The organism is Paludibacter propionicigenes WB4 (genome assembly GCF_000183135.1).
Lineage (GTDB): Bacteria > Bacteroidota > Bacteroidia > Bacteroidales > Paludibacteraceae > Paludibacter > Paludibacter propionicigenes.
In genome coordinates, this window is record NC_014734.1 from 514,779 (window position 1) to 536,284 (window position 21,506).

Consider the following 21,506-nt stretch of genomic DNA (forward strand, 5'->3'; position numbering starts at 1 on the left):
ATGAATAATTTTATAGTTAAAAACAAGTTAACTGTCTAAATTGTTGTCGTATTTTTTAAAGAATTAGAAAAAATATTGTAATTTTACAAGCAATTTTGGTTGTAGTATTAATTCTTACAAGTCATTCATTTACTTGTGTAAATTGACGCTACAGGATGGTATTTCAATACAAACACACATTTTTCATATAAAAATAACTTATGAAACATTTTTTGGGGATAATATTATTGATTTTGCTTCAAATAAACAATAACGGTTCGTTTGCAACTAATACCAAAAATTCTAAGGTCGAAATATCAAATTCAGAAAGCTTTAATGTTGAAAATGCTTTATTTCAACTGGCCGAAGATACTGTCACAAAGAATTTTGTAAAGGCAGCTCCCAGCATAATGATTACTTGTGTTAATACAAGCGTAACTTTAACCAATACTGCAATCCCCGGGAACAGCTGTTCAAACCTGGCTAATTATGTTTGGGATTTTGGGGATGGTTTTACAGTGGTTTCTACGCAGTTAACTTCTCCTCAAAGTAAAACTCATACATATTCTACTCCGGGACTATATCATGTCACACTTAAAGCTACGAATGGTTGTGGAACATTGACTAATTCAATCGATATTTGTGTTGAACCACCTCCTGTACCAACATTCAATTTAGATGTTACACAAGGTTGTGCTCCTCTGACGGTTAATGCAACTAATACTACCAATACTACGGCTATCTGTTCAACTCCTAATTATAGCTGGGATGTTACTTATATGCCAGGGAACTGTGGAACTACTGCTGCTTATACATATCTTGGAGGTTCTGGCTCTTCATCGGCAAGTCCCACTTTTCAATTCACGAATCCAGGGATCTATACAATCAAATTGGCGGTAACTAATTTTTGCGGAACTTATTATAACACGCAAACAGTAGAGGTTAAGCAGCCTCCTATTGTATCTATCAACAATATTCCTGATTTTTGTGAAACGGCTACGCTTAATCCAACAGCGAATGTTACCAGTTGTTCTCCATTGAATGCTTTGACATACGCCTGGAGTTTTCCGGGTGGGTCTCCTTCTTTTTCTACCAACGCAAATCCAACTAATATCACATATTCTTCACCGGGTACTTATACAGTTTTATTGAATGTTACCAATGAATGTGGAGTTTCAGTAACAGACTCAAAGACTTTTACTGTTAAGAATGCACCCAAAGTAACAAATTCTCCTTTAAGCCAAACGGTTTGCTCTGGATTTCTTACGTCGCAGGTGAATTTAACGGCAGATATTCCCGGCACTACTTTTTCATGGACTGCTACTGCATCTCCGGGTGTATCGGGTTTTATCCCATCGGGTACAACTAATACGCTACCACCACAAACCCTTTCGACAACGGGTACTACTGCAGGAACTGTAACTTATGCCATAACTCCATTTTTCAATGGATGCACAGGTCCGACAGTAAATTATGTTGTGACTGTTAATCCTGCTCCTGTGTTTACATTACAGCCTTTGCCCAGCACTGTTTGTCTAAACGGTATTCCAACGAATCTGTCTGTGGCTATTTCTCCGATTGCTGATACTCCGATTTATCAATGGTATGCTTCAGGAGTAGCTATTCCGGGTGCTACAAACCCAGTGTACACCCCTTCTACAAGTGCTGTTGGAACTACAAGTTATTACTGTATTGTCAGTTTTTCTTCGGGAGCATGTGCCGATATTCAGTCTAATACGGTGAATGTTACTGTAGCTCCTCCTCCAAGTATAAGTACACAGCCTACTGCATCGCAAAATATATGCGTAGGTGGAAGCAGCTCTGTATTGAGTGTAAGTTATTCGGGAGGAGCAGGCACACCTACTTATCAATGGTATTCTAATACTTCCAACTCTAATGTTGGTGGTTCAGCAATATCAGGTGCAACCGGCTCATCGTACTCTCCACCAACTTTTACGGTACCCGGAAATTACTATTATTATGCAGTAGTTACGTTATCAGGCAATAATTGCGGTTCGGCCACCAGTGATCCTGCTCGGGTTACTGTTGTTGCAGATCCGGTTATTACTTCTCAACCAATTTCAACTCAAACAGTCTGTCAGGGTAGTGTCCCTACTACCATCGGAGTTACAGCTACCGGAGGAACCGGAAGTTTCAATTATCAATGGTATCAGAATTCTACAAACAGTAACGTTGGAGGTACTTTGATATCTGGTGCAACCAATAGTACTTTTACCCCACCAACTACTGTCACGGGAACTAACTATTATTATTGTGAAGTATCTCAGTCCGGATTAAATTGTAGTGTGACCAGTACTACGTCTGAAGTTGTCGTAAATCTTCAACCAAGTGTTGTAACTCAGCCTGTATCCAGTACGATTTGTGTTGGAGGAACGCCAGCAGGCCTTACCGTATCAACAGTTAATGGAGTTGGTACTCCAACCTATCAGTGGTATCGCAATGCCCTAAATAACACCACATCGGGTACGCCTATTGGAGGAGCTGTAAGTGCTAATTATAATCCTTCCGGAGCAGTTGTTGGAACTACCTATTATTATTGTGTAATTTCATACCCATCGGGAGGATGTAATTTAGTGACATCAAATACGGCAACGGTAACGGTTAATTCATTACCAACAATAAGTTCTCACCCTACTGCGCTACAGGATATTTGTGTGGGTGGTACTATTGGTGCTCCTTTGAGTGTTGGATATACCGGTGGTGCAGGTACAGCTACTTATCAGTGGTTTTTGAATACGTCAAATTCAAATGTCGGCGGTACTTCAATTGCAGGAGCTACCGGGTCAACATATACACCTCCAGCTTTTACGGTAGTTGGAAGCTATTACTATTATGTAGAAGTAACGTTGTCGGGAAGTAATTGTGGATCGGCAACGAGTAATCCTGCTCAAATAAATGTAGTAGCTGACCCGACAGTTACTTCTCAGCCATTGTTGACGCAGACTGTGTGTCAAACATCAATCCCTACTTCCATTAGCGTAACTGCTGCTGGTGGGGTAGGCATATTTATCTATCAATGGTATCAAAATACAACTAACAGTAATAGTGGCGGAACTCCAATTGCCGGAGCTACCGGAAGTACTTTTGCTCCTTCAACTGCGGCAACCGGTACGACTTATTATTACTGTTTAATTTCGCAGACAGGATTAAATTGTGATGTAACTAGTAATACTTCTGAGGTTATTGTAAATCCGGCTCCAACTTTTTCTACTCAGCCGCTTCCTCAATCAGTTTGTATAGGCGGTACACTTAGTCCTTTGTCTGTATCGACAACAGGTGGAGTAGGAGCCCCGACTTATCAATGGTATAGCAATACTGTTAATAGTACTTCCGGCGGTACATCAATACCGACTGCAACCAATGCAACCTATACACCTTCAAGTGCGGTTGTAGGTACAACGTATTATTATTGTATAGCTTCGTTTGCTATGGGTGGTTGTAATACTATAATTTCTAATACTGCAGAAATTATTGTTGCTTCTCCACTATCCATAAATGTGCATCCAACTCCATTGCAAGATATATGTGTTGGTGGTACTATCGGTACTCCTTTGAGCGTTGGTTATACCGGTGGCGCAGGAACTCCGTCTTATCAGTGGTATTCAAATACGGTTAATTCAACAATTGGTGGTGTGGCCATTGCGGGTGCCACTTCGTCAACCTACCTTCCTCCTGTATTGAGTTCGGTAGGCCATTATTACTATTACGCTATTGTTACTTTGTCGGGTAGCAACTGTGGTTTTGCAACAAGTAATGTAGCAGATGTAAATGTTGTTGCAGATCCTATTGTCAGTGCTCAGCCTTTATTGACTCAAACGGTGTGTCAGGGAGCAATTCCTACAACGATGAGCGTCACTGCTACGGGAGGGTTAGGAGTATTTAGTTATCAATGGTATCAGAATACAACTAACAGTAATGCCGGTGGAACATCAATCACGGGAGCCACAAACAGTACGTATGTACCTTCAACAGCCACTGCAGGAACTAGCTATTATTATTGTTTTATTTCTCAGACCGGAGTGAATTGTGCGGTTACCAGTAATACTTCTGAAGTAATTGTAAATCCTCAACCTACATTCACTTCACAACCTGTATCCAGTACTATTTGTGTTAACGGACTGCCTTCGCAATTGTCTGTCGCGACCATTAATGGAGTTGGTGCACCAACTTATCAGTGGTATAGCAATACCGTAAACGACAATACAACGGGGACTTCGATAATTGGAGCAACCAGTATCAATTATAATCCATCCGGTGCAGCTGCAGGAACCACTTATTACTATTGTGAAGTTACTTTTGCGGCCGGTTGTAATGTCATTACGTCTAATACGGCTACAGTAACTGTAATACCATCTCCAACAATAGATGTACATCCAACTCCCGTTCAGGAAATTTGTGCCGGAGATGCTATTGGTGCTCCTCTTACGGTTAGTTATATAAACGGTGTGGGAACTCCATCTTATCAGTGGTATTCTAATACGGTTAATTCGTCGGTGGGTGGAACCGCAATAGCAGGTGCTACCAATGTTACTTATACTCCTCCGCCATTTCCTGTTTCAGGTAATTATTACTATTATGTAGAAGTTACTTTGTCGGGTAATGGTTGTGTGCCTGCTATCAGTAATGTAGCTCAGATTATAGTTGATGCTAATCCAACTCTTACACCTCAGTTAGTCCCAACTCAAACCGTTTGTATAAATACCATTCCTCAAACGCTGTCGATAACTGCTTCGGGAGGACTGGGTGCATATACTTACCAATGGTATCAGAATACAGTGAATAGCTCTACCGGTGGAATCGCAATTACCGGAGCTTTAAGTAGCACTTATGTGCCATCAACAGCAAGTCTGGGCACACTGTATTATTATTGTATTGTAAAGTCTTCTTTAGGTGCAAACTGTGATGTTACCAGCGATGTTGCTACTGTTACCGTAAATCCGGAACCAACATTTACTTCACAGCCTGTTTCAAGTGTTGTATGTGTGGGTGGTGCTCCTGCTCCTTTGTCTATAACTTATAAAGATGGTGCCGGTACTCCTTCTTATCAGTGGTATAGTAATACAATAAATAATAATACGACAGGTACACCGATTGCATTGGCAACAGGCTCTACTTATAATCCTCCTTCAGCTTTGGCAGCCACAACATATTATTATTGTGTGATAACAATGGCGCCTGGTGGTTGTACTACGCTGGTTTCTAATGTTGCGCAGGTGGTTGTAAACCCTAATCCGGTTATTACATCATTTAATACCGAAATTTGTAATGGAACTGCATTTTCAATAATTCCTCAGGATGTTACTGATGGAATTGTTCCTGCCGGAACAACTTATACATGGTCTATGCCTACGATTAGTCCTGCCGGGTCAGTATCGGGTGCTTCAGCGCAGCCGATTGGTCAGACCGGTATTAGTCAGATACTGACAAATAATACAACTGGTATCGCAACAGTAACCTATACGGTTACACCACTTTCCGGAGCTTGTCCTGGACCCGCTTTCAATGTCGTTGTCACTGTAGATCCTACAATTGTTCCAACTGTTACTGTTCAGAATATATCATGTTTTGGAATTGTTGATGGATCTCTCACTGCTTCAATTGCAGGTGGTATTCCTCCATATTCTCTTTCGTGGACAGGTCCATCAGGGTTCACCTCAAATGCATCCACGTTAACAAACCTATATGCTGGTAACTATACGCTTACTGTAACTGACTCCAAAAGTTGTCAGGTAACAAGTACATATACTATAGTTGAACCTGCAGATATCAAAATTACTACCGACATCCAGACTGATGTGACTTTTTTTGGAGCAGATAATGCCGTAATTCATATTACCGTCACAGGAGGAACTCCTCCCTATAATTATGCCTGGACCAAGGATGGTGTTGCATTTGCTACCACTGAAGACTTAAGTAATATAGGTCCGGGCTACTACGAGGTTACTGTAACCGATTCTCATAGTTGTGTACCTAAGCATGCTTTTTACGATGTAACTGTACCACCGGAATTAATCGTAAGTTTGGTGAGCAAAGTAGATTTAAATTGCTTTGGTGATAATTACGGGGCAATAACGGTAGATGTTGTGGGAGGTACCCCTATCCAGGTCTCACCGGGTGTCTTTGATTATACATATTCCTGGGCTGGTCCTAATGGTTTTACAAGTACCAGTAAAAATTTGACAAATCTTATTGCAGGAGCTTATGTTTTAAATGTAACAGATAATTCCGGATTTTCAAAACAACTAACAGTTGTAGTAACTCAACCAAGTCCTATTCTTGTCAACTTTAGTTCTGCTCCTAAACTTGATTGTGCAACTAAGATCGTAAGTGAGGTTACAACAGCTCATGTTTCGGGAGGTGTAGCTCCATATAATCTTCTATGGTCAAGGGGCACTGTAAGTGGATTGAATAAAGAAATAATGGAAAGCAGTCAGGCTGGTCCTGTAACTTTACAGATAACCGATGGAAATGGTTGTGTCGTTGATACTACTTTTAATCTATCCATAAAACCTATTGGTATTGATTATAAGGTTTTAGATTGCGATAAACATTCTTATCAGTTTAATGCTTTGGTGTTAGATTCATTATCTGCTTACACATATAACTGGGATTTTGGAGATGGAGTTACAGACGTAAACAAAACTGTAAATCACACTTTTGCAACAACCGGAAATAAGACTGTTCAGCTGAAAATAACAAGTCCTGCTTGTACTATTAATTTCTCACAGGTTGTTACAGTTGAAACTCCGCCGGTATTGACCCTTGACAGAGATCCTAAGATATGTATCGGTGATTCTACCATCATTCATGTGTCAGGTGCCGCTACTTACCTTTGGAATGATAACTCCAAGTCTGATAGCATTATGATTAACAGGACGGGAGAATATAGCGTCACGGGAACTTCTGCTTCCGGTTGTACTGCAACCTTGAAGTTTATGGTTTCAAATTACAATTTATACAATTATACCATACAAACAAATAAAAATGAAGTTTCGGTAACCAGCCCGATAGTACGTTTCGGGAGCGAAAGTTATGCAGGTTCACAATATATCTGGGATTTTGGAGATGGTAAAACAGATCACGGTAATAATTTGGATCATACATTTGATATAACCAATGAAAAGACATTTAATGTTACGTTGAAAGCAATTGATCCGGACGGTTGTACAGAGTATGCTACCAAGCAAATCATTGTCGTAAATTCATCCTTGTATAATACGTTTACGCCTAATGGAGATGGTATTGATGATGTATTTATGAAAAGCTGGCATATAAAAGTGTATAATCGGAATTCAGTACTTATATATGATGGTATAGATGGTTGGGATGGGACTTATAAAGGAAAACCGGTATCGAACGATACATATTTCTTTGTGGTATATTATGCATCCGAGTCAGGAGCAAAAACAAATTCCGGTTATGTAACTGTAGTTAGATAATTTTATTCAATGAAGAAAGCGACAATAGTTATTATTTTTAATATGTTGACAATCCTTGTGATTGCTCAATCAAGTGTACGTTTAAATCACTTTTGGGAAAAAACATATACACTCAATCCGGCATCTGTAAACGATCGCTATTTTGCGGAATTTAATATGGCTGCTCGTAAGCAGTGGGTCAATTTTCCCGGTGCTCCAACTACATTTTACGCTTCGGGTACAATGTTTCTGGATAATCTGAATACGCAATTTGGATTGAAGGCAATACAGGATAAAATAGGATATACTTCAACAACTAATCTGGGTTTTACCTATGCTTATGCTTTAATTCTCAACAGAGACTGGCATTTAAATCTGGGTTTGGGATTGAATTATCAGTGTGTTGGATACGATCTTTCCAAGGTAAATTCGCCTACACCCAATGATCCTGTTGTGTATGCAAAACTATTAAATGTGAGTAATTTTAATTCGGATTTGGGAATTGAATTACAGGGACGTAAATGGCAATTTGGTGCTGCAGCTCAAAATTTAATCTCTTTATTTCAGCCTATCAATTCGCAGTTTTCAAATACGAATTATATTTATACGAAATACCGCAATAATAGCTTAGAAAAGATGAATCTTGGTTTCGGAGCCATTGGAGTTCAATACGGTAATTTTTATCAGTTAGAGCTAAATCTAACGACATATTTCAAGCCAACTCCCGAATCTAATGGTTTTCAGGTTGGTGCATTTTTTAGAACCTATAGCGAGATTGGGGCTATTTTAGGATTGGATTTGTCTAAAAACCTGCACCTGTCTTATAGTTATGATTATAATGTAAGCGCTATTAGTACAAAATCTTATGGTTCTCATGAAATTATGTTGACGTATACTCTGGACAGAGTATTTAAATGTCTGAATTGTTGGTATTAGGTCTCAATTAATCGTGCATATATATCGTCTGGACTTATTCTCTTAAGTTCAGACGATTCTATTTATGGGTATAATATTTGTAGATGATTTAATAAAAATTCTGTATCGTTTTTATAGCGCTTACAACCATTAAAGCAGAAATTAATCCATATCTTTGCAACCGTTTGCTTTAAAAAAGTAACTTAATAAAAGCAACTTCAAAAGCTTTGGAAGTAATACTCTAAAATGAATATTTTTAAGAAATATAAATCAAAATCAATAGCTGTAGTACTATCACTCGTGATATATGGTCTAATGTTCTTGTTACTTGCTGTTATTCCGGGTTTTGATTCAGCAATGAATCTGGACGATAGTAAAATAGAGGAGGAGCCTATTCAGTTCCAAATGCTGGAGGATATAGCTTTGCGTTCAATGACTGAAACCAAAGCTGATGATAAGAAAACTATAGGAAAGGCTGAATCAACAGATAAAAAAGCAATTGAATCTAAAATAACTAACGAAGATGTGGATAAAAACATCGACAAAGCCGATAGTGATGATCCGACAAACGTGGTTCTGAATCAAGACTCCGTAATGATGGAGCAATTAAAAAAAACGCTATCCGTATTAAAAGAAGTAATTCCACCCGACAGTTTAGCTAAGAATCCGATAGAACAACAAACCACAGAGAAGGTACGTCAGGCCTTGGCAGAAAGAGGTCAAAATACTGCTTCTGATTGGGAATTTATAAAAAGCAACTACAAAACAATTCAAAATATCCGCCGTGTTTATCCGTATGTTTTAAAAGCCAAAGAAGTAATTGACAATCTGAATGCTAAACTGGCGACAATGAATGACGCTAAAGAAAAGAAAAAGTTGATAAAGCAAACGGAAAAGGAATTGTTTAGTCAGTTCGAGAAAGATGTACGTAAAATGTCTTACTCTCAGGGGAAATTATTGTTGAAGTTGTTGGCAAGGGAGACGAATGAGAGCGCCTATGGGCTTATTAAAACGTATAAGGGAGGTATTCCTGCCACTTTTTGGTATGGTGTGGGGCTATTGTTTCATGAGAACTTGAAAACGAAATATGACTCCATTGGAGAAGATGCGGCACTTGAAAAAATAGTGAGGAAACATAGGTTAGGTGAGTTTTAATAGCAACAACATACTCAGAATATACAAAAACGGCTTACATTCGCGAAGAATGAAGCCGTTTTTTTTCGTTCTGTATCAACCTAAAGTAATTATCCATTTTCCTTTTTAGTGAAAAGTATCATTTTTACTTTAAGCTTATTACCTATGTCTATAACGCTTACTGCGTCTTGTAAATTTAGAGATTTATCGGCATGAAGAAGAACAATCATTTCTTCTTTTTCTTTTTTCTTCGCTACCAGAGCTGCCAGCTGAGGCTCGATTTCTTCAAAAGTAATTTCTTTTTTCTCTATATAGTATTTATGATCGGCAGTAATGGTGAGATTTATTTGTTTTTTTACCACTACATCGCTTGATGTCTTGGATTTAGGAAGAAGAACCTGAATAGTAGCCGGAGTAACCAGCGTAGATACTATCAGAAAGAATAACAATAAGAAGAACATAATATCGTTCAACGATGCTGTATAAACTTCTGCCGTTCTTAATTTTCGACGTTCTATTTTCATTTATTTTATGCGCTTTATAGTATTTATGCCTTAATTCCTCTTTTGTAGTTACGTATTTCTTTCAATAAATCATTTGAGTATTTATCTATGCGTACCACAACTTTGTCTATACGACCATTTAAAATGTAATATCCGGCATAAGCAATGATTCCAACAAATAAACCGGCTCCTGAACTAATCATTTTCTGATAAAGACCATCAGATATATTGGCAATATTCAAATCGTTAGTAACAGAGATGTTGTAAAAAATCTTGATTACTCCAAAAATAGTTCCTAAGAAACCCATCATTGGGGCAATAGAAGCCGAAATTCCCAAAACATTCATACTTTTTTCAAGAATCGATATTTGTTGACGGGCTTCCGATTGGAGTGCATCCTGCACTTCAATATCCTCTCCATGAGCCGATTCTAATCCTGCTGCAAGTACTTTGGCATATACTGTTTGCCTTTCGTTGCAAAACTTAATGGCTTTATCAATCTTTCCCTCAGCTACCATTTCGTTTACTCTGGCTACCCATGTGGCATCTACTTTTCCGAGTATATTAATTGAAACCCACCGCTCGATAAAAACATAGTTGGACATGACAAATAGAACTGATAATGGGAGTAAAACCCAACCTCCTTTTAATAATAAGAGGAAATAATTTTGTTGAGAAACTGCCGCTGAAGCTGAGGCAGCAGCGTTTGCTATAGAATCTGTTGGAATCTGAAGAATAATGGAAAGTAAGTTCATCATTAGAAAAAAATTATATGTTGTGACTATTTATTTTTATTAAAACGATATATAATGGAATTTATTTAAAAGCTGCTGAAAAAACTCAATTTAAATATATCAAAACTCTCTTTAGCGTTTAATTTCTTTGGCTGTTTGATTGAATCTATATAATACAATAACATCTCCGTAATCATTGAATCTGTCTGAGGTTCTTTCCAGTTCTTTAAATACATATTTATTGTTGTATAGAGCTTTTATTTTGTCGATATAGCTTAGACCTGTAATGAAATATCCATTTTTGGGTTGTTCTTTTTCAAAATTTTTGTAATTATTACCCATGTGAAAGTTTAGACCATACAAGTTGGAATATTCTTTCAAGTTGTTCATTACATATGTATTATTTTTTAAATCATATTTAGACATTATTTTCTCAGCAAATGGTCTGGAAGAATATCCATTTTTAAATACAGGGTAAGCTAAACCTTCCAAAAAGATTTGCGTACAGATAAATAATACTAAGGTAGAGATTAGTACGATTCTGGCAGTTCCTTTTCTTAAAACACACCATGCGCTAATAAAAACGCTAAGTAACAAAAACCATACTAGAAATCCAAAGATGGAAGAATGTTGGAAAGCTGTAGAAAATAAATTTATATCATGAAGTGTTTTTGTATCAAGTGGCAATAATGCGGCTACAGAATATAAATCTATAAAATGAAAACAGCCAATAATTAATAATAAAATTCCAGATATAACTAATAGTATGCGTGACAGTAGTTTAATTAAAACCGGTTTTTTATTGATAATCCATTCGTAAAGTAATGTAAGTAAATAAGCAGCACCAGGATATGCAGGCATGATGTACACACTTCGCTTTGATGACGGAATAGCATAAAATGTAAGGATCATCACAACCGAAATGATGCTGAATAAAGTCAATTTATCCAGATTTATAAATCGTTGCCAAATAGACTGTTTTTGAGTTGATTTCTTTATAGAAATTGAAAACGCAGCGAAGATGAGCAAAAGACTCCAAGGCATAAAACCTAATATAATGGCAGGAATATAATACCAAAAAGGACCTTCGTGTCCAAGTTCATAGGATATGCCTAATTTTTTACTGTCCATTCCCAGAAAGCGTCCAAAATTTTCGGCATATACCAGATTTAGAAAATGCTCACCACCTTGTCTGTAAGCCAAAATGTACCAAATCAAAAGAATGGCTAAAGCGGGTAGAGCTATGAGTATGTTTTTATATATAATCTTCCATATTGAATAACGTTTCAGAATCAGTAAATAAATTCCAAATACCATACAAGGTAGAAGTATGCCTACAGGTCCCTTTACAAGTGCAGCACCTCCTAAAAAAATAGGAATGAGCAACGGAAAGCCCTTCAGTTCTTTCTCTTCCCATTTAAATAAACTTATGAGTGCGCCAATCATGAAGAATGCTAGCGTCATATCTACCCGGGCTTCTATTCCCGAACGATGCATCTCAAAACTAGTTAACAGTATTATAGATGCCACAAAAGCACGATAAGAATTTGTTCGTTTATATAGAAGATAAAAAAACATCATGGTTATCCCAATCAAACTTAAAGCCGATGGGAGTCGTGCAGTTGTTTCTGTTACATGACCTGCCGGTAACGAGAAAATTGCTATAAACCAGTGCATAAAGGGAGGTTTATAAGCCACTTCATCAGCATAATCTGAAGGAAGAACCCAATTCCCGGTGTTGAGTATGCAAGTAGCTACAGTGGCCTCGCGCGGCTCGCCTTTAGTGTAAAATTCGCCCATGGTAATCCAAGGCAATGTTAGACATATGCAAATAAATAATACGAGCAGGTAGGGTTGATGACTGTAAATGCTTTTTAGCGTGTCAGTTAGTTTATTCATTTTGTTGTGTAATATGATTCTCAAAGATAGTAAAAAAGCTAAGATGTCAATTATATACTTGTGATTGAAAATTTATTAAGAGAAATAATGGATTTATATGCCTGTTCTGTATAAAAATAATTAAAGTTTCGTAAGTCTATGATTGCTGTGAGTGAATTTTGGCATTTGTGTGTTTTTGCTTCTTTTTTTGTTTTTGTATCGAAAAATATCCTTACATTATTATTTTTGTTGTAGAAAATTATTTGTATCTTTGTGGGCGTACACAGTATTTTTGTGGGCGTACACAGAAATTTCGTGGGCGTACACAGCAATTTTGTGGGTAGTCGATTTCTTAAGTGCTTTGTAGGCAGATGTTTATGTTTCTCCTTGTGAAAAGTTAATTTAAGCACACGTGTGAAATTAGAAGGAAATAAAAATTATTATGATTTTTTATTTTATGAGTATAAATATATTATTACCTAATTTTAAACAATAGATGTATGATAAAAGAATTAGATGACAGTTAAATATAATTGTTTTAGCAAAATAATTAGTGTATACCGAATGCTAATTAGTGTAATTTCAATAGGTTTTATTCAAAATTGAAAAAATCAATACAAAAAGTTAATCAATTATATAATGGAAAACATAAACAAGATTTCATTGATCAAGTTTTTTCTTATGTCAAAAAAGAAAATTAAACTGACAAGTATCTTGCTCCTGTCAATGCTTTTTATGAGCTCAGTTGTTTTGGCTCAAGGAAAGCATGTAGTTAAGGGATCAGTATTAGATGAAACTAATCAACCTTTAATTGGAGCAACAGTCGTGGTTAAAAACGTAAAAAACACAGGTGTTATAACTGATGTGGATGGAAAGTTTACAATAAACGTTCCAGACGGACAAAATACACTTGTTGTGTCTTACATCGGTTACAATTCTCAGGATGTAAGTGTTACAGGCAAGAATAATATTACAGTTAGATTGGCAGACAATACTGTAAATATGGATGAAGTAGTTGTAGTAGGGTATGGCCAACAAAAGAAAGCAAGTGTTGTGGGTTCAATTACACAAACTACAGGAGATAAGCTTACACGTACTGGTGGAGTATCCAGTTTGGGTGCAGCACTGACAGGAAATCTACCGGGAGTATCCACAATGCAAACAACCAGTAAACCAGGTGAAGAAGATCCTCAAATTATTATACGTGGTATAAGTTCTTGGAATAATAGTAGTCCTCTTGTCCTAGTAGATGGAATTGAACGTTCAATGAGTAGTGTAGATATCAATTCTGTTGAATCTATCTCTGTTTTAAAGGATGCTTCTGCTACAGCTGTTTATGGTGTTAAGGGTGCAAATGGCGTAATTCTTATTACTACGAAAAGGGGTGTAGAAGGAAAGGCAAAAATTGATGTTGGATTTAGTTCTACAATGAAAGTTCCTGGAAAACTTCCGGGTAAATATGATGCTTACGATGCAATGGAAATAAAAAATAACATTGTAGAATATGAAATGAGTACAATTCCGAATAGTTGGAATTATATCAGACCTCAGTCCTTTATTGATAATTATCGAAATCAAACTACACAAGAGCAAAAGGAACGATATCCGAATATAGATTGGCAGAAAGAGATGTTCAAGGATTATGCAATGTCTTACAATGCAAATATAAATATCTCAGGAGGAACTAAGTTTGTGAAATACTTTGCTGCTATGGATTATGTTCATGAAGGTGATATCACACGAATTTTCCCCAATGATAGAGGCTATGATGTTTCTTATGGTTACAATAGAGCAAATACCAGAGCCAATCTAGATTTTAATATAACAAACTCAACAAAATTTAAAGTAAATCTTTTCGGTTCATATGGAGCTAAAAGTGCACCTGGTTATGTGATTCGAGAAGATTACCTGTGGGCCGGTGCATATGGTTTACCTGCCAATGTGTTTTATCCAAAATATTCAGATGGAACATGGGGATATTGTCCGACTAATGGTGTTAGTGCTCCGAATTCAGAGGCAAACTTGGCTAACGGTGGAGAAGCAACCACAACTACTACTCGCTTGACTACTGATTTTGCTCTTAATCAAGATTTAGGAATGTTACTCAAGGGACTCTCTGCAAACTTGACTGTTTCGTTGGATAATAGCTTTATTGAAAATAATAGAGGTATTACTGATATGTATGTTACTGTTAGACAAAAGTATATTGACCCTGTTACAGGTATTCCACAGTATGCTAGCACGAATGATGCAAATACCAATTTTGATTTTTATCCAACGATTAGTTGGTCTAATAATGGCGGTGGAATGGATGGAAACAGCACTTATCGCAATCTTAATTATCAGGCTCAACTACTCTACAACGGTCGTTTTGGAGATCATAATGTTACTGCTATGGGAAATTTCCAACGTAGACAATATGCTACTGGTGCTATGGTTCAATCTCTTCGTGAAGATTGGGTTTTTCGTACTACATACAACTATAAAGGAAAATATTTCGCTGAATATAATGGAGCTTACAACGGTTCTGAAAAGTTTGCTTCGAAAAATAGATTTGGTTTCTTTTCTTCAGGTGCAATTGGTTGGATGTTAAGTGAAGAAAAATTTATGAAAGATCTTACTTTTTTAGATATGCTGAAACTAAGGGCAACATATGGAGAAATTGGAGACGATAGTAGTGGCAATCGTTGGTTGTATCAGGATGTATGGAATAATTCTACTTCACAAGCTTTTATGACTAATACATTGAGTGAAAACAGTCCGTATAAGTACAATACACAAACTCAGATTGGGAATCCCAATATAGGATGGGAGAAAGTAACGAAAAGGAATATCGGTACTGATTTTTCATTCTTTAAAAATTTAATTGCGGGTAGTGTCGATGTATTTAAAGATAACCGTTCTAATATTATTATGAATGGTAATACAAGGTCAGTTCCTTCATATTTTGGTATGACTCCCCCTACAGCTAACCTTGGTAAAACTGAAGTTCATGGATATGAAATTGATCTTCGTCTTAGTAAGAACTTAAATAGAAATCTACGCTTATGGGGTAATTTCAGTATGACTCATGCTGTTAGTAAAGTAATAGACCAAGATGATCCAGCTCTTTTAGCAGATTATTTAAAGAAAGCGGGATTCCCAGTTAATCAAGTGACTTCAACAATAAGTCATGGTTATTACAATACATGGGATCAATTATATGGAAGTACTGCTTTTGATGTAAATGATAGCAAAATACCAGGTAATTACAGGATCGTTGATTTTAATAGCGATGGTGTAATTAACGCAACTACAGATAAAGCTCCATATGCTTATCCAACCAATCCTGAAAATACATATAATGCAACTATTGGAGTAGATTGGAAAGGATTTAGTGCTTTTGTTCAATTCTATGGTGTAAATAATGTGAGTCGTTATATTGGAGACATTAGTTTTGGTTTTAATTATCTTGATCTTGCTTATAAGGAAGGTTCTTATTGGACAAAATCTAATACAAATGCAGATACGCCAAATCCTCGTGTGAATAATACTGCTTTGAGTGATGCTTCTTGGGGAACTCGTTATATGTATGATGGTTCATATATTCGTTTAAAAAATGCTGAAATTTCATATACTCTAGATTCAAAAGCTGTTAAGAGTTTTGGACTTCAGTCATTACGCATTTTTGTGAATGGGAATGACTTATTTTTATGGACAAAAACGCCGGATGACCGTGAAGTAAATGGAGGAACCAGCTATCCACTTGTGAAACGTTTTAATTTAGGCTTAAAGGTAACATTGTAAAATTGCAATAAAATGAAAAAATATAAAAAAATAATTATATATTGTGGTTTCCTTTTCTCTATAACGGGGATGATATCATCATGTACCTCGTATTTAGATCAAGCGAAAAACACAACGATTAATCCTGATGACGCATATAAAAACTTCACAAATTTTCAGGGTTTTGTGGAAGAAATATATAATTGCGTCCCCGATTTTGCTAATAATAATAATAATAATTTTTTTAACAATGGAGACGATGAAGCTTGGCAAGATAATGCTAGGAATCAAGGTGCTTTGGTTTGGAAAATTGATATTGGTGATTTTTGGGCTTGGCAAAAAGAGTCTGGCTGTGTAAATTGGTTTGATTGTTCTAATTTTAGCAGTACAGCAAATGATCCAAGAAATAAGGGGCTATGGCCTGGATGTTGGTATGGAATAAAAAAATGTAATCTAGGACTTAAAAATCTAAGTAAGTTAAATGGTACGGAGGAAGAAAAAAATTTGATTGCTGGTCAATTATATTTCTTTAGAGCCTGGTTTCATTTACACCTGATTACATATTGGGGAGGACTACCTTATATTAGTTCTGTACTACCTGCTGACCAAAAGTTGACTCTACCGCGTTTGTCTTATCAGCAAAGTGCCGATTCTGTTGCTAAAGATTTCAAAAAAGCATATGATTTATTACCTGATGAATGGGATAAAACGGTTGCAGGACAGGCAACAGCCTCAACTATTACTCCAGGAGATGCAAGTAGCAAGAATGTACTTCGTGTTAATAAATGGATGGCTATTGCTTATCTTGGAAAGAATTATTTGTATGCTGGAAGTCCGTTAATGAATATGGCTTCTGGTGGTGCTGAAGAATACAATAAAGATTATTGTAAAAAAGCGGCGGATGCTTTTGCAGTTTTGTTAAAAGCAAGTGAGGAGGGTTCATGTAAATATAAATTGTGTCCTTTTTCTCAATTTTCTCAAAACTATATGACTTTGAGTGGTAGCCAAATTCCGTATACTAGTGAAACCATTTTCAGGGGTACATATTGGGGTGAATTAGGTTCTTCTGTAAGCCAACAATATTTGTGTGCCGGAATTCTATGGGGCAGAAGTTGGTCGCAATACCCAACTGCAAATTATGTGAATTATTTTGGTATGAATAATGGTTTACCTATTAATGATCAAAATAAAGCTGATGTAGCTGATCCAAATTCAGGTTATGATGTAAATTATCCTTGGAAGAATAGAGATCCTCGTTTCTATTTAAATTTTGCGATTGATACTCAGAAAATGATAAATAATGTTTCTAATCCTAGTGCCAAACCCAATCAATACGCGAATCTTTACACCGGTGGAAACTACTGTGATCCGCTTAAAGGATCTAACACTGGTTATTTGTTGATTAAGTTTGACCCGATAGGATTTAACCAATATGATGGACTTGCTGCTCACCAAATTCATCCTGTTTGGATGCGTTTGGCTGATATCTACCTGATGTATGCAGAGGCTGTAGCTGAAGGGTATGGTGACATTAATACTCCAGTCACAGTTTTTAATAAGAATGCTATTTATGCTATAAATCAGGTTCGTAATCGCGTTGTTGTAGATAAAACAACAGATGCACGTCTACCAGGTGTGAATGCTAAATATTTGACTTCTGTTGAAAGTTTTATGTCAGAACTTAGACGTGAACGTGCAGTAGAGTTAGCTTATGAAGGACATAGATTTAATGATTTACGTCGTTGGCATTTGTTGGCTAAATACCCATATAATGTAAAAACACGTATTTATTTTGATCGTGCTATTCCTGAAACTAATAATGCAAATCCAGCTAATCTTTTCACAGATAAGACTACTCCTCAGAATAATAAAATATTGAATTTGAGGGAAGTGCCTCAATACACACGTAATTTTTCTGAGAAACATTACTGGTTGCCATTAAAAAGGGTTGATGTAAGCATGTATCTGGAGTTTCCTCAGAATCCGGGATGGTAATTAAGAATATATAATCGAAAAACAACAACAACGATGAAATATATTAAAATAATATTTTTTCTTTGCGCATTTTTTAGCCTTTTCTCGCAGAAAGCTAATGCGCAAAATAGCAAGATAAATGTGTCTGCGGTAGTGCTTGATGTTAAAGGAGATCATATTCCCGGTGCAGTAATCACTAACAATAAAGATAAAGCAAGCACAGTTTCAAATGAATCTGGTGAATTTTCTATTACTGTTTCTCCCAAAAGTGTTTTATACGTAGGAGCTGTAGGATATGAAACTAATGTAGTTACAGCAAACGCTGAATTGAAAGTTGTAAAACTTAAATTAATCGAAAATAATTTAGTGCAAGTTGCTTTTAATAAAGCGAATAAAGCGGACTTACAAGGAGGCGTTTCCAATTTAAATGTTGTTAATTTATTAAATAATAACTATTATAATGGAAGTCTAGATAATCTATCAAGTTTCATTCCAGGCTACAGTAATAATATTTGGGGGCAAAGTGATAAATTGGTTTTGGTGGATGGCGTCCCACGAGATCAATACAATGTAATTCCGTCAGAAATTGATCAGATTACTGTTATGAAAAGTGCTGCTGCTATCGTATTGTATGGAAGTCGTGCAGCAAGGGGTGTAATTAATATTACTACCAAAAGAGGTATAAAAGATGAAAATAAATTTAAGGTGCGTTTGAATACTGGAATATATGTTCCAAAACGTAATCCGCAGTATTTAGGCTCAGCTGATTATATGAAATTATATAATGAAGCTCTGACTAATGATAATAATGGAGTTGCACCTGCAACCGGTTTATATCCTCAATCGCAAATAGATGGAACTACAGCAGGTACAAATCCTATAAAATATCCTGATGTAAATTTTTATTCATCTGACTATATTAAAAAATATTCAAATCGTACTGATGTAACAACTGAATATACCGGTGGTAACAATAGAGCGCGGTTTTATTTGAATATGGGGTATTATAACACAAATACTTTGATCAATTTTGGTCATGGTAAAGATGAAGGTGAAAATAGATTTAATGTAAGAGGTAATCTTGATCTTAAATTGAGTGATATGATTACTGCAAAGGTAAATTCAAGTATTACATTCTATGACCAAAATACTATCAATACGGGTAGTACAGCAAGTAACGGTTATTGGCAAATGGCTGCAACCTTACGACCTAATCAATTTGCACCGTTTATTCCGCTTAGTTATTTGCAGGGAGCAGATGCTGCAACTCAAGGTTATGTGAATAATAGTAGCTTTTTGATTAATGGTAATAGTTTGTTAGGAGGAATTTCAACACAATTAACAAACCCTTTTGCAGATGCTTATGTTAGAGGTTACAATACTAATACAACCAGAAAGTATCAGTTTGATGCATCATTGAATTTTGATTTGGCCAAAGTATTAAAGGGTTTATCTTTTGAAACTCAATTTGCTGTTGATTATAACTCCAGTTATCAAACAGTTCACGGAGATAATTCTTATGCGGTCTATGCGCCACTACTAAAAACTGGTGCATCCAGTTGGAGTAATGATTCTATTAAGTCATTGACTAAATATGGAACTGACCAACTAACAAATACTCAAGGGCTGAATAATACATACGATCAACAAACTTTGTTCTTTTCAGGTGCTTTTAAATACGCTAACACATTTAATAAGGTGCATAATGTATCTGCTATGTTGCTTGGTCATACTTATAAGTTACAAGAATCTCAGGTGTATCATGCGTCAGCAGTTAATTTAAATTTTGGTCTTCAGGCAAGTTATAATTATATGCAGAAGTATTATCTGGATTTTGCAGGAAGTGTTGTTCATTCGGCTAAACTTGCTCCTGGACATCGGGATGCTTTCTCACCTACAGTATCTTTAGGATGGAGAATCAGTAATGAAGATTTCTTATCAAAATCTGATGTTGTTAATGACTTGAAAATAACTGCTTCAGCAGGTATTTTGAATACCGATCTTGATTTTGTTTCATTTAACAATGGTAGTCCTGTTGCAGGTAGTGGTTACTATATGTACCAAGGTATTTACTCTAACGGAGCAGGTTCATATTGGTCATGGCAAGAAGGTCGACAACTTAGGTCTACTGATGTTACTCGTGGAGCAAACCCGAGTTTAACATTTGAAAAGAAAAAGGAAATTAGTCTAGGGTTGGAAACTTCTCTTTTTAATAGAACTATTCAGATTAGTGGCAACTACTTTTATAATTTGATGAGTGGTATTCCTGTTCAAATTGCAAACTTATTCCCTAATTATTTGCAAGTTGCTTATCCATCGGCTTCATCTTTTATACCTTATGTTAATTACAATGAGGATCAGCGTACCGGATTTGATATAGGTGCTAACTTTAATAAACGAATTCAAAAGTTGGATTTAAGTGTTGGAGTAGTGGCAACTTATTACCATACAAAAGCTAATGTACGCAGTGAGAATAATCAATATGCTTATCAAAATCTTCAAGGCAAGCCATTGGATGCAATTTTGGGATTGAAAAGTTTAGGATTTTTTAAAGATGCTGCCGATATAGCTGCTAGTCCGAAACAAACGTATGGTACAGTGATGCCAGGTGACATTAAATATGAGGATGTAAATCATGATGGAGTTATTGATGATAAAGATCGTGTTTATCTGGGAACTTGGGGCAGTTATGGTTCTCCATTGACTTTGGCTCTAAATGTAACAGCTAAGTGGAATAATTTTACGCTCTTTATACTTGCTAATAGCGGAACAGGTTCTTATGGAATGAAAAATGGCTCTTATTACTGGGCTACTGGAGGTACTACTGCAAAATATTCTGAACCGATGTTAGGACGTTGGACTGCTGCCACTGCTGAGACTGCGACCTATCCACGATTGACAACAACGAGTGGAGATAATAACTTCCGCAATTCAGATTTCTGGTTGTACAAAAATGACCGTATAAATTTAGCAAAGGTTCAGCTTTCGTACGATATTCCAAAGAAATTACTATCAAAAACATTTATTAGTGATTTGGGCGTATATATCAACGGAAATGATTTATTGCTTATTGCAAAGGAACGAGTGTTGATGGAAACAAATATTGGCAGTGCACCGCAAACCAGATATTTCAGTGCAGGTGTAAAAGTAGCATTTTAATGATATTATTTTAGAATTAAAAAAAA

At 36.3% G+C, this 21,506-nt stretch carries 9 protein-coding genes; 6 read left to right on the forward strand and 3 right to left on the reverse strand.

Features of this window, described 5'->3' with window-relative positions:
* Positions 1 to 200 precede the first annotated feature (200 nt).
* The 3 genes from PALPR_RS02125 to PALPR_RS15255 all read left to right on the forward strand — a co-directional run bounded on the left by PALPR_RS02125 (position 201) and on the right by PALPR_RS15255 (position 9,488).
* On the forward strand, positions 201 to 7,439 hold the full coding sequence (locus PALPR_RS02125) for a PKD domain-containing protein (protein WP_013443959.1): 7,239 nt from the start codon (positions 201 to 203) through the stop codon (positions 7,437 to 7,439).
* 9 nt (positions 7,440 to 7,448) lie between these two features.
* Complete coding sequence (locus PALPR_RS02130) at positions 7,449 to 8,354, forward strand: PorP/SprF family type IX secretion system membrane protein (protein WP_013443960.1); 906 nt, start codon at positions 7,449 to 7,451, stop codon at positions 8,352 to 8,354.
* Positions 8,355 to 8,579: 225 nt separating this feature from the next.
* Positions 8,580 to 9,488, forward strand: coding sequence for a DUF4294 domain-containing protein (locus PALPR_RS15255; RefSeq protein ID WP_013443961.1), 909 nt, complete (start codon positions 8,580 to 8,582; stop codon positions 9,486 to 9,488).
* Positions 9,489 to 9,577: 89 nt separating this feature from the next.
* On the opposite strand, the gene PALPR_RS02140 is transcribed toward PALPR_RS15255, so the two are convergent.
* The 3 genes from PALPR_RS02140 to PALPR_RS02150 form a co-directional block, all read right to left on the reverse strand.
* On the reverse strand, positions 9,578 to 9,991 hold the full coding sequence (locus PALPR_RS02140; protein WP_013443962.1) for an ExbD/TolR family protein: 414 nt from the start codon (positions 9,989 to 9,991) through the stop codon (positions 9,578 to 9,580).
* 23 nt (positions 9,992 to 10,014) lie between these two features.
* A complete protein-coding gene (locus PALPR_RS02145; protein WP_245544421.1) occupies positions 10,015 to 10,728 on the reverse strand; it encodes a MotA/TolQ/ExbB proton channel family protein in 714 nt (237 codons plus the stop codon).
* A gap of 108 nt (positions 10,729 to 10,836) precedes the next feature.
* Positions 10,837 to 12,603 (reverse strand): ArnT family glycosyltransferase, encoded by a 1,767-nt coding sequence (locus PALPR_RS02150; RefSeq protein ID WP_013443964.1) that lies wholly within the window; start codon positions 12,601 to 12,603, stop codon positions 10,837 to 10,839.
* Positions 12,604 to 13,263: 660 nt separating this feature from the next.
* Between PALPR_RS02150 and PALPR_RS02155 the strand changes: the two genes are divergently transcribed.
* From PALPR_RS02155 to PALPR_RS02165, 3 genes are read left to right on the forward strand one after another with little or no spacing between them, the layout of a single operon-like run.
* Positions 13,264 to 16,368, forward strand: coding sequence for a SusC/RagA family TonB-linked outer membrane protein (locus PALPR_RS02155; RefSeq protein ID WP_041620588.1), 3,105 nt, complete (start codon positions 13,264 to 13,266; stop codon positions 16,366 to 16,368).
* 12 nt (positions 16,369 to 16,380) lie between these two features.
* Positions 16,381 to 18,342: a RagB/SusD family nutrient uptake outer membrane protein gene (locus PALPR_RS02160; RefSeq protein WP_013443966.1), complete on the forward strand. Its 1,962-nt coding sequence runs from the start codon at positions 16,381 to 16,383 to the stop codon at positions 18,340 to 18,342.
* 33 nt (positions 18,343 to 18,375) lie between these two features.
* Entirely contained in the window at positions 18,376 to 21,480 is a 3,105-nt protein-coding gene (locus tag PALPR_RS02165; protein ID WP_013443967.1) for a SusC/RagA family TonB-linked outer membrane protein, read from the forward strand.
* The last annotated feature ends 26 nt before the right edge of the window (positions 21,481 to 21,506 follow it).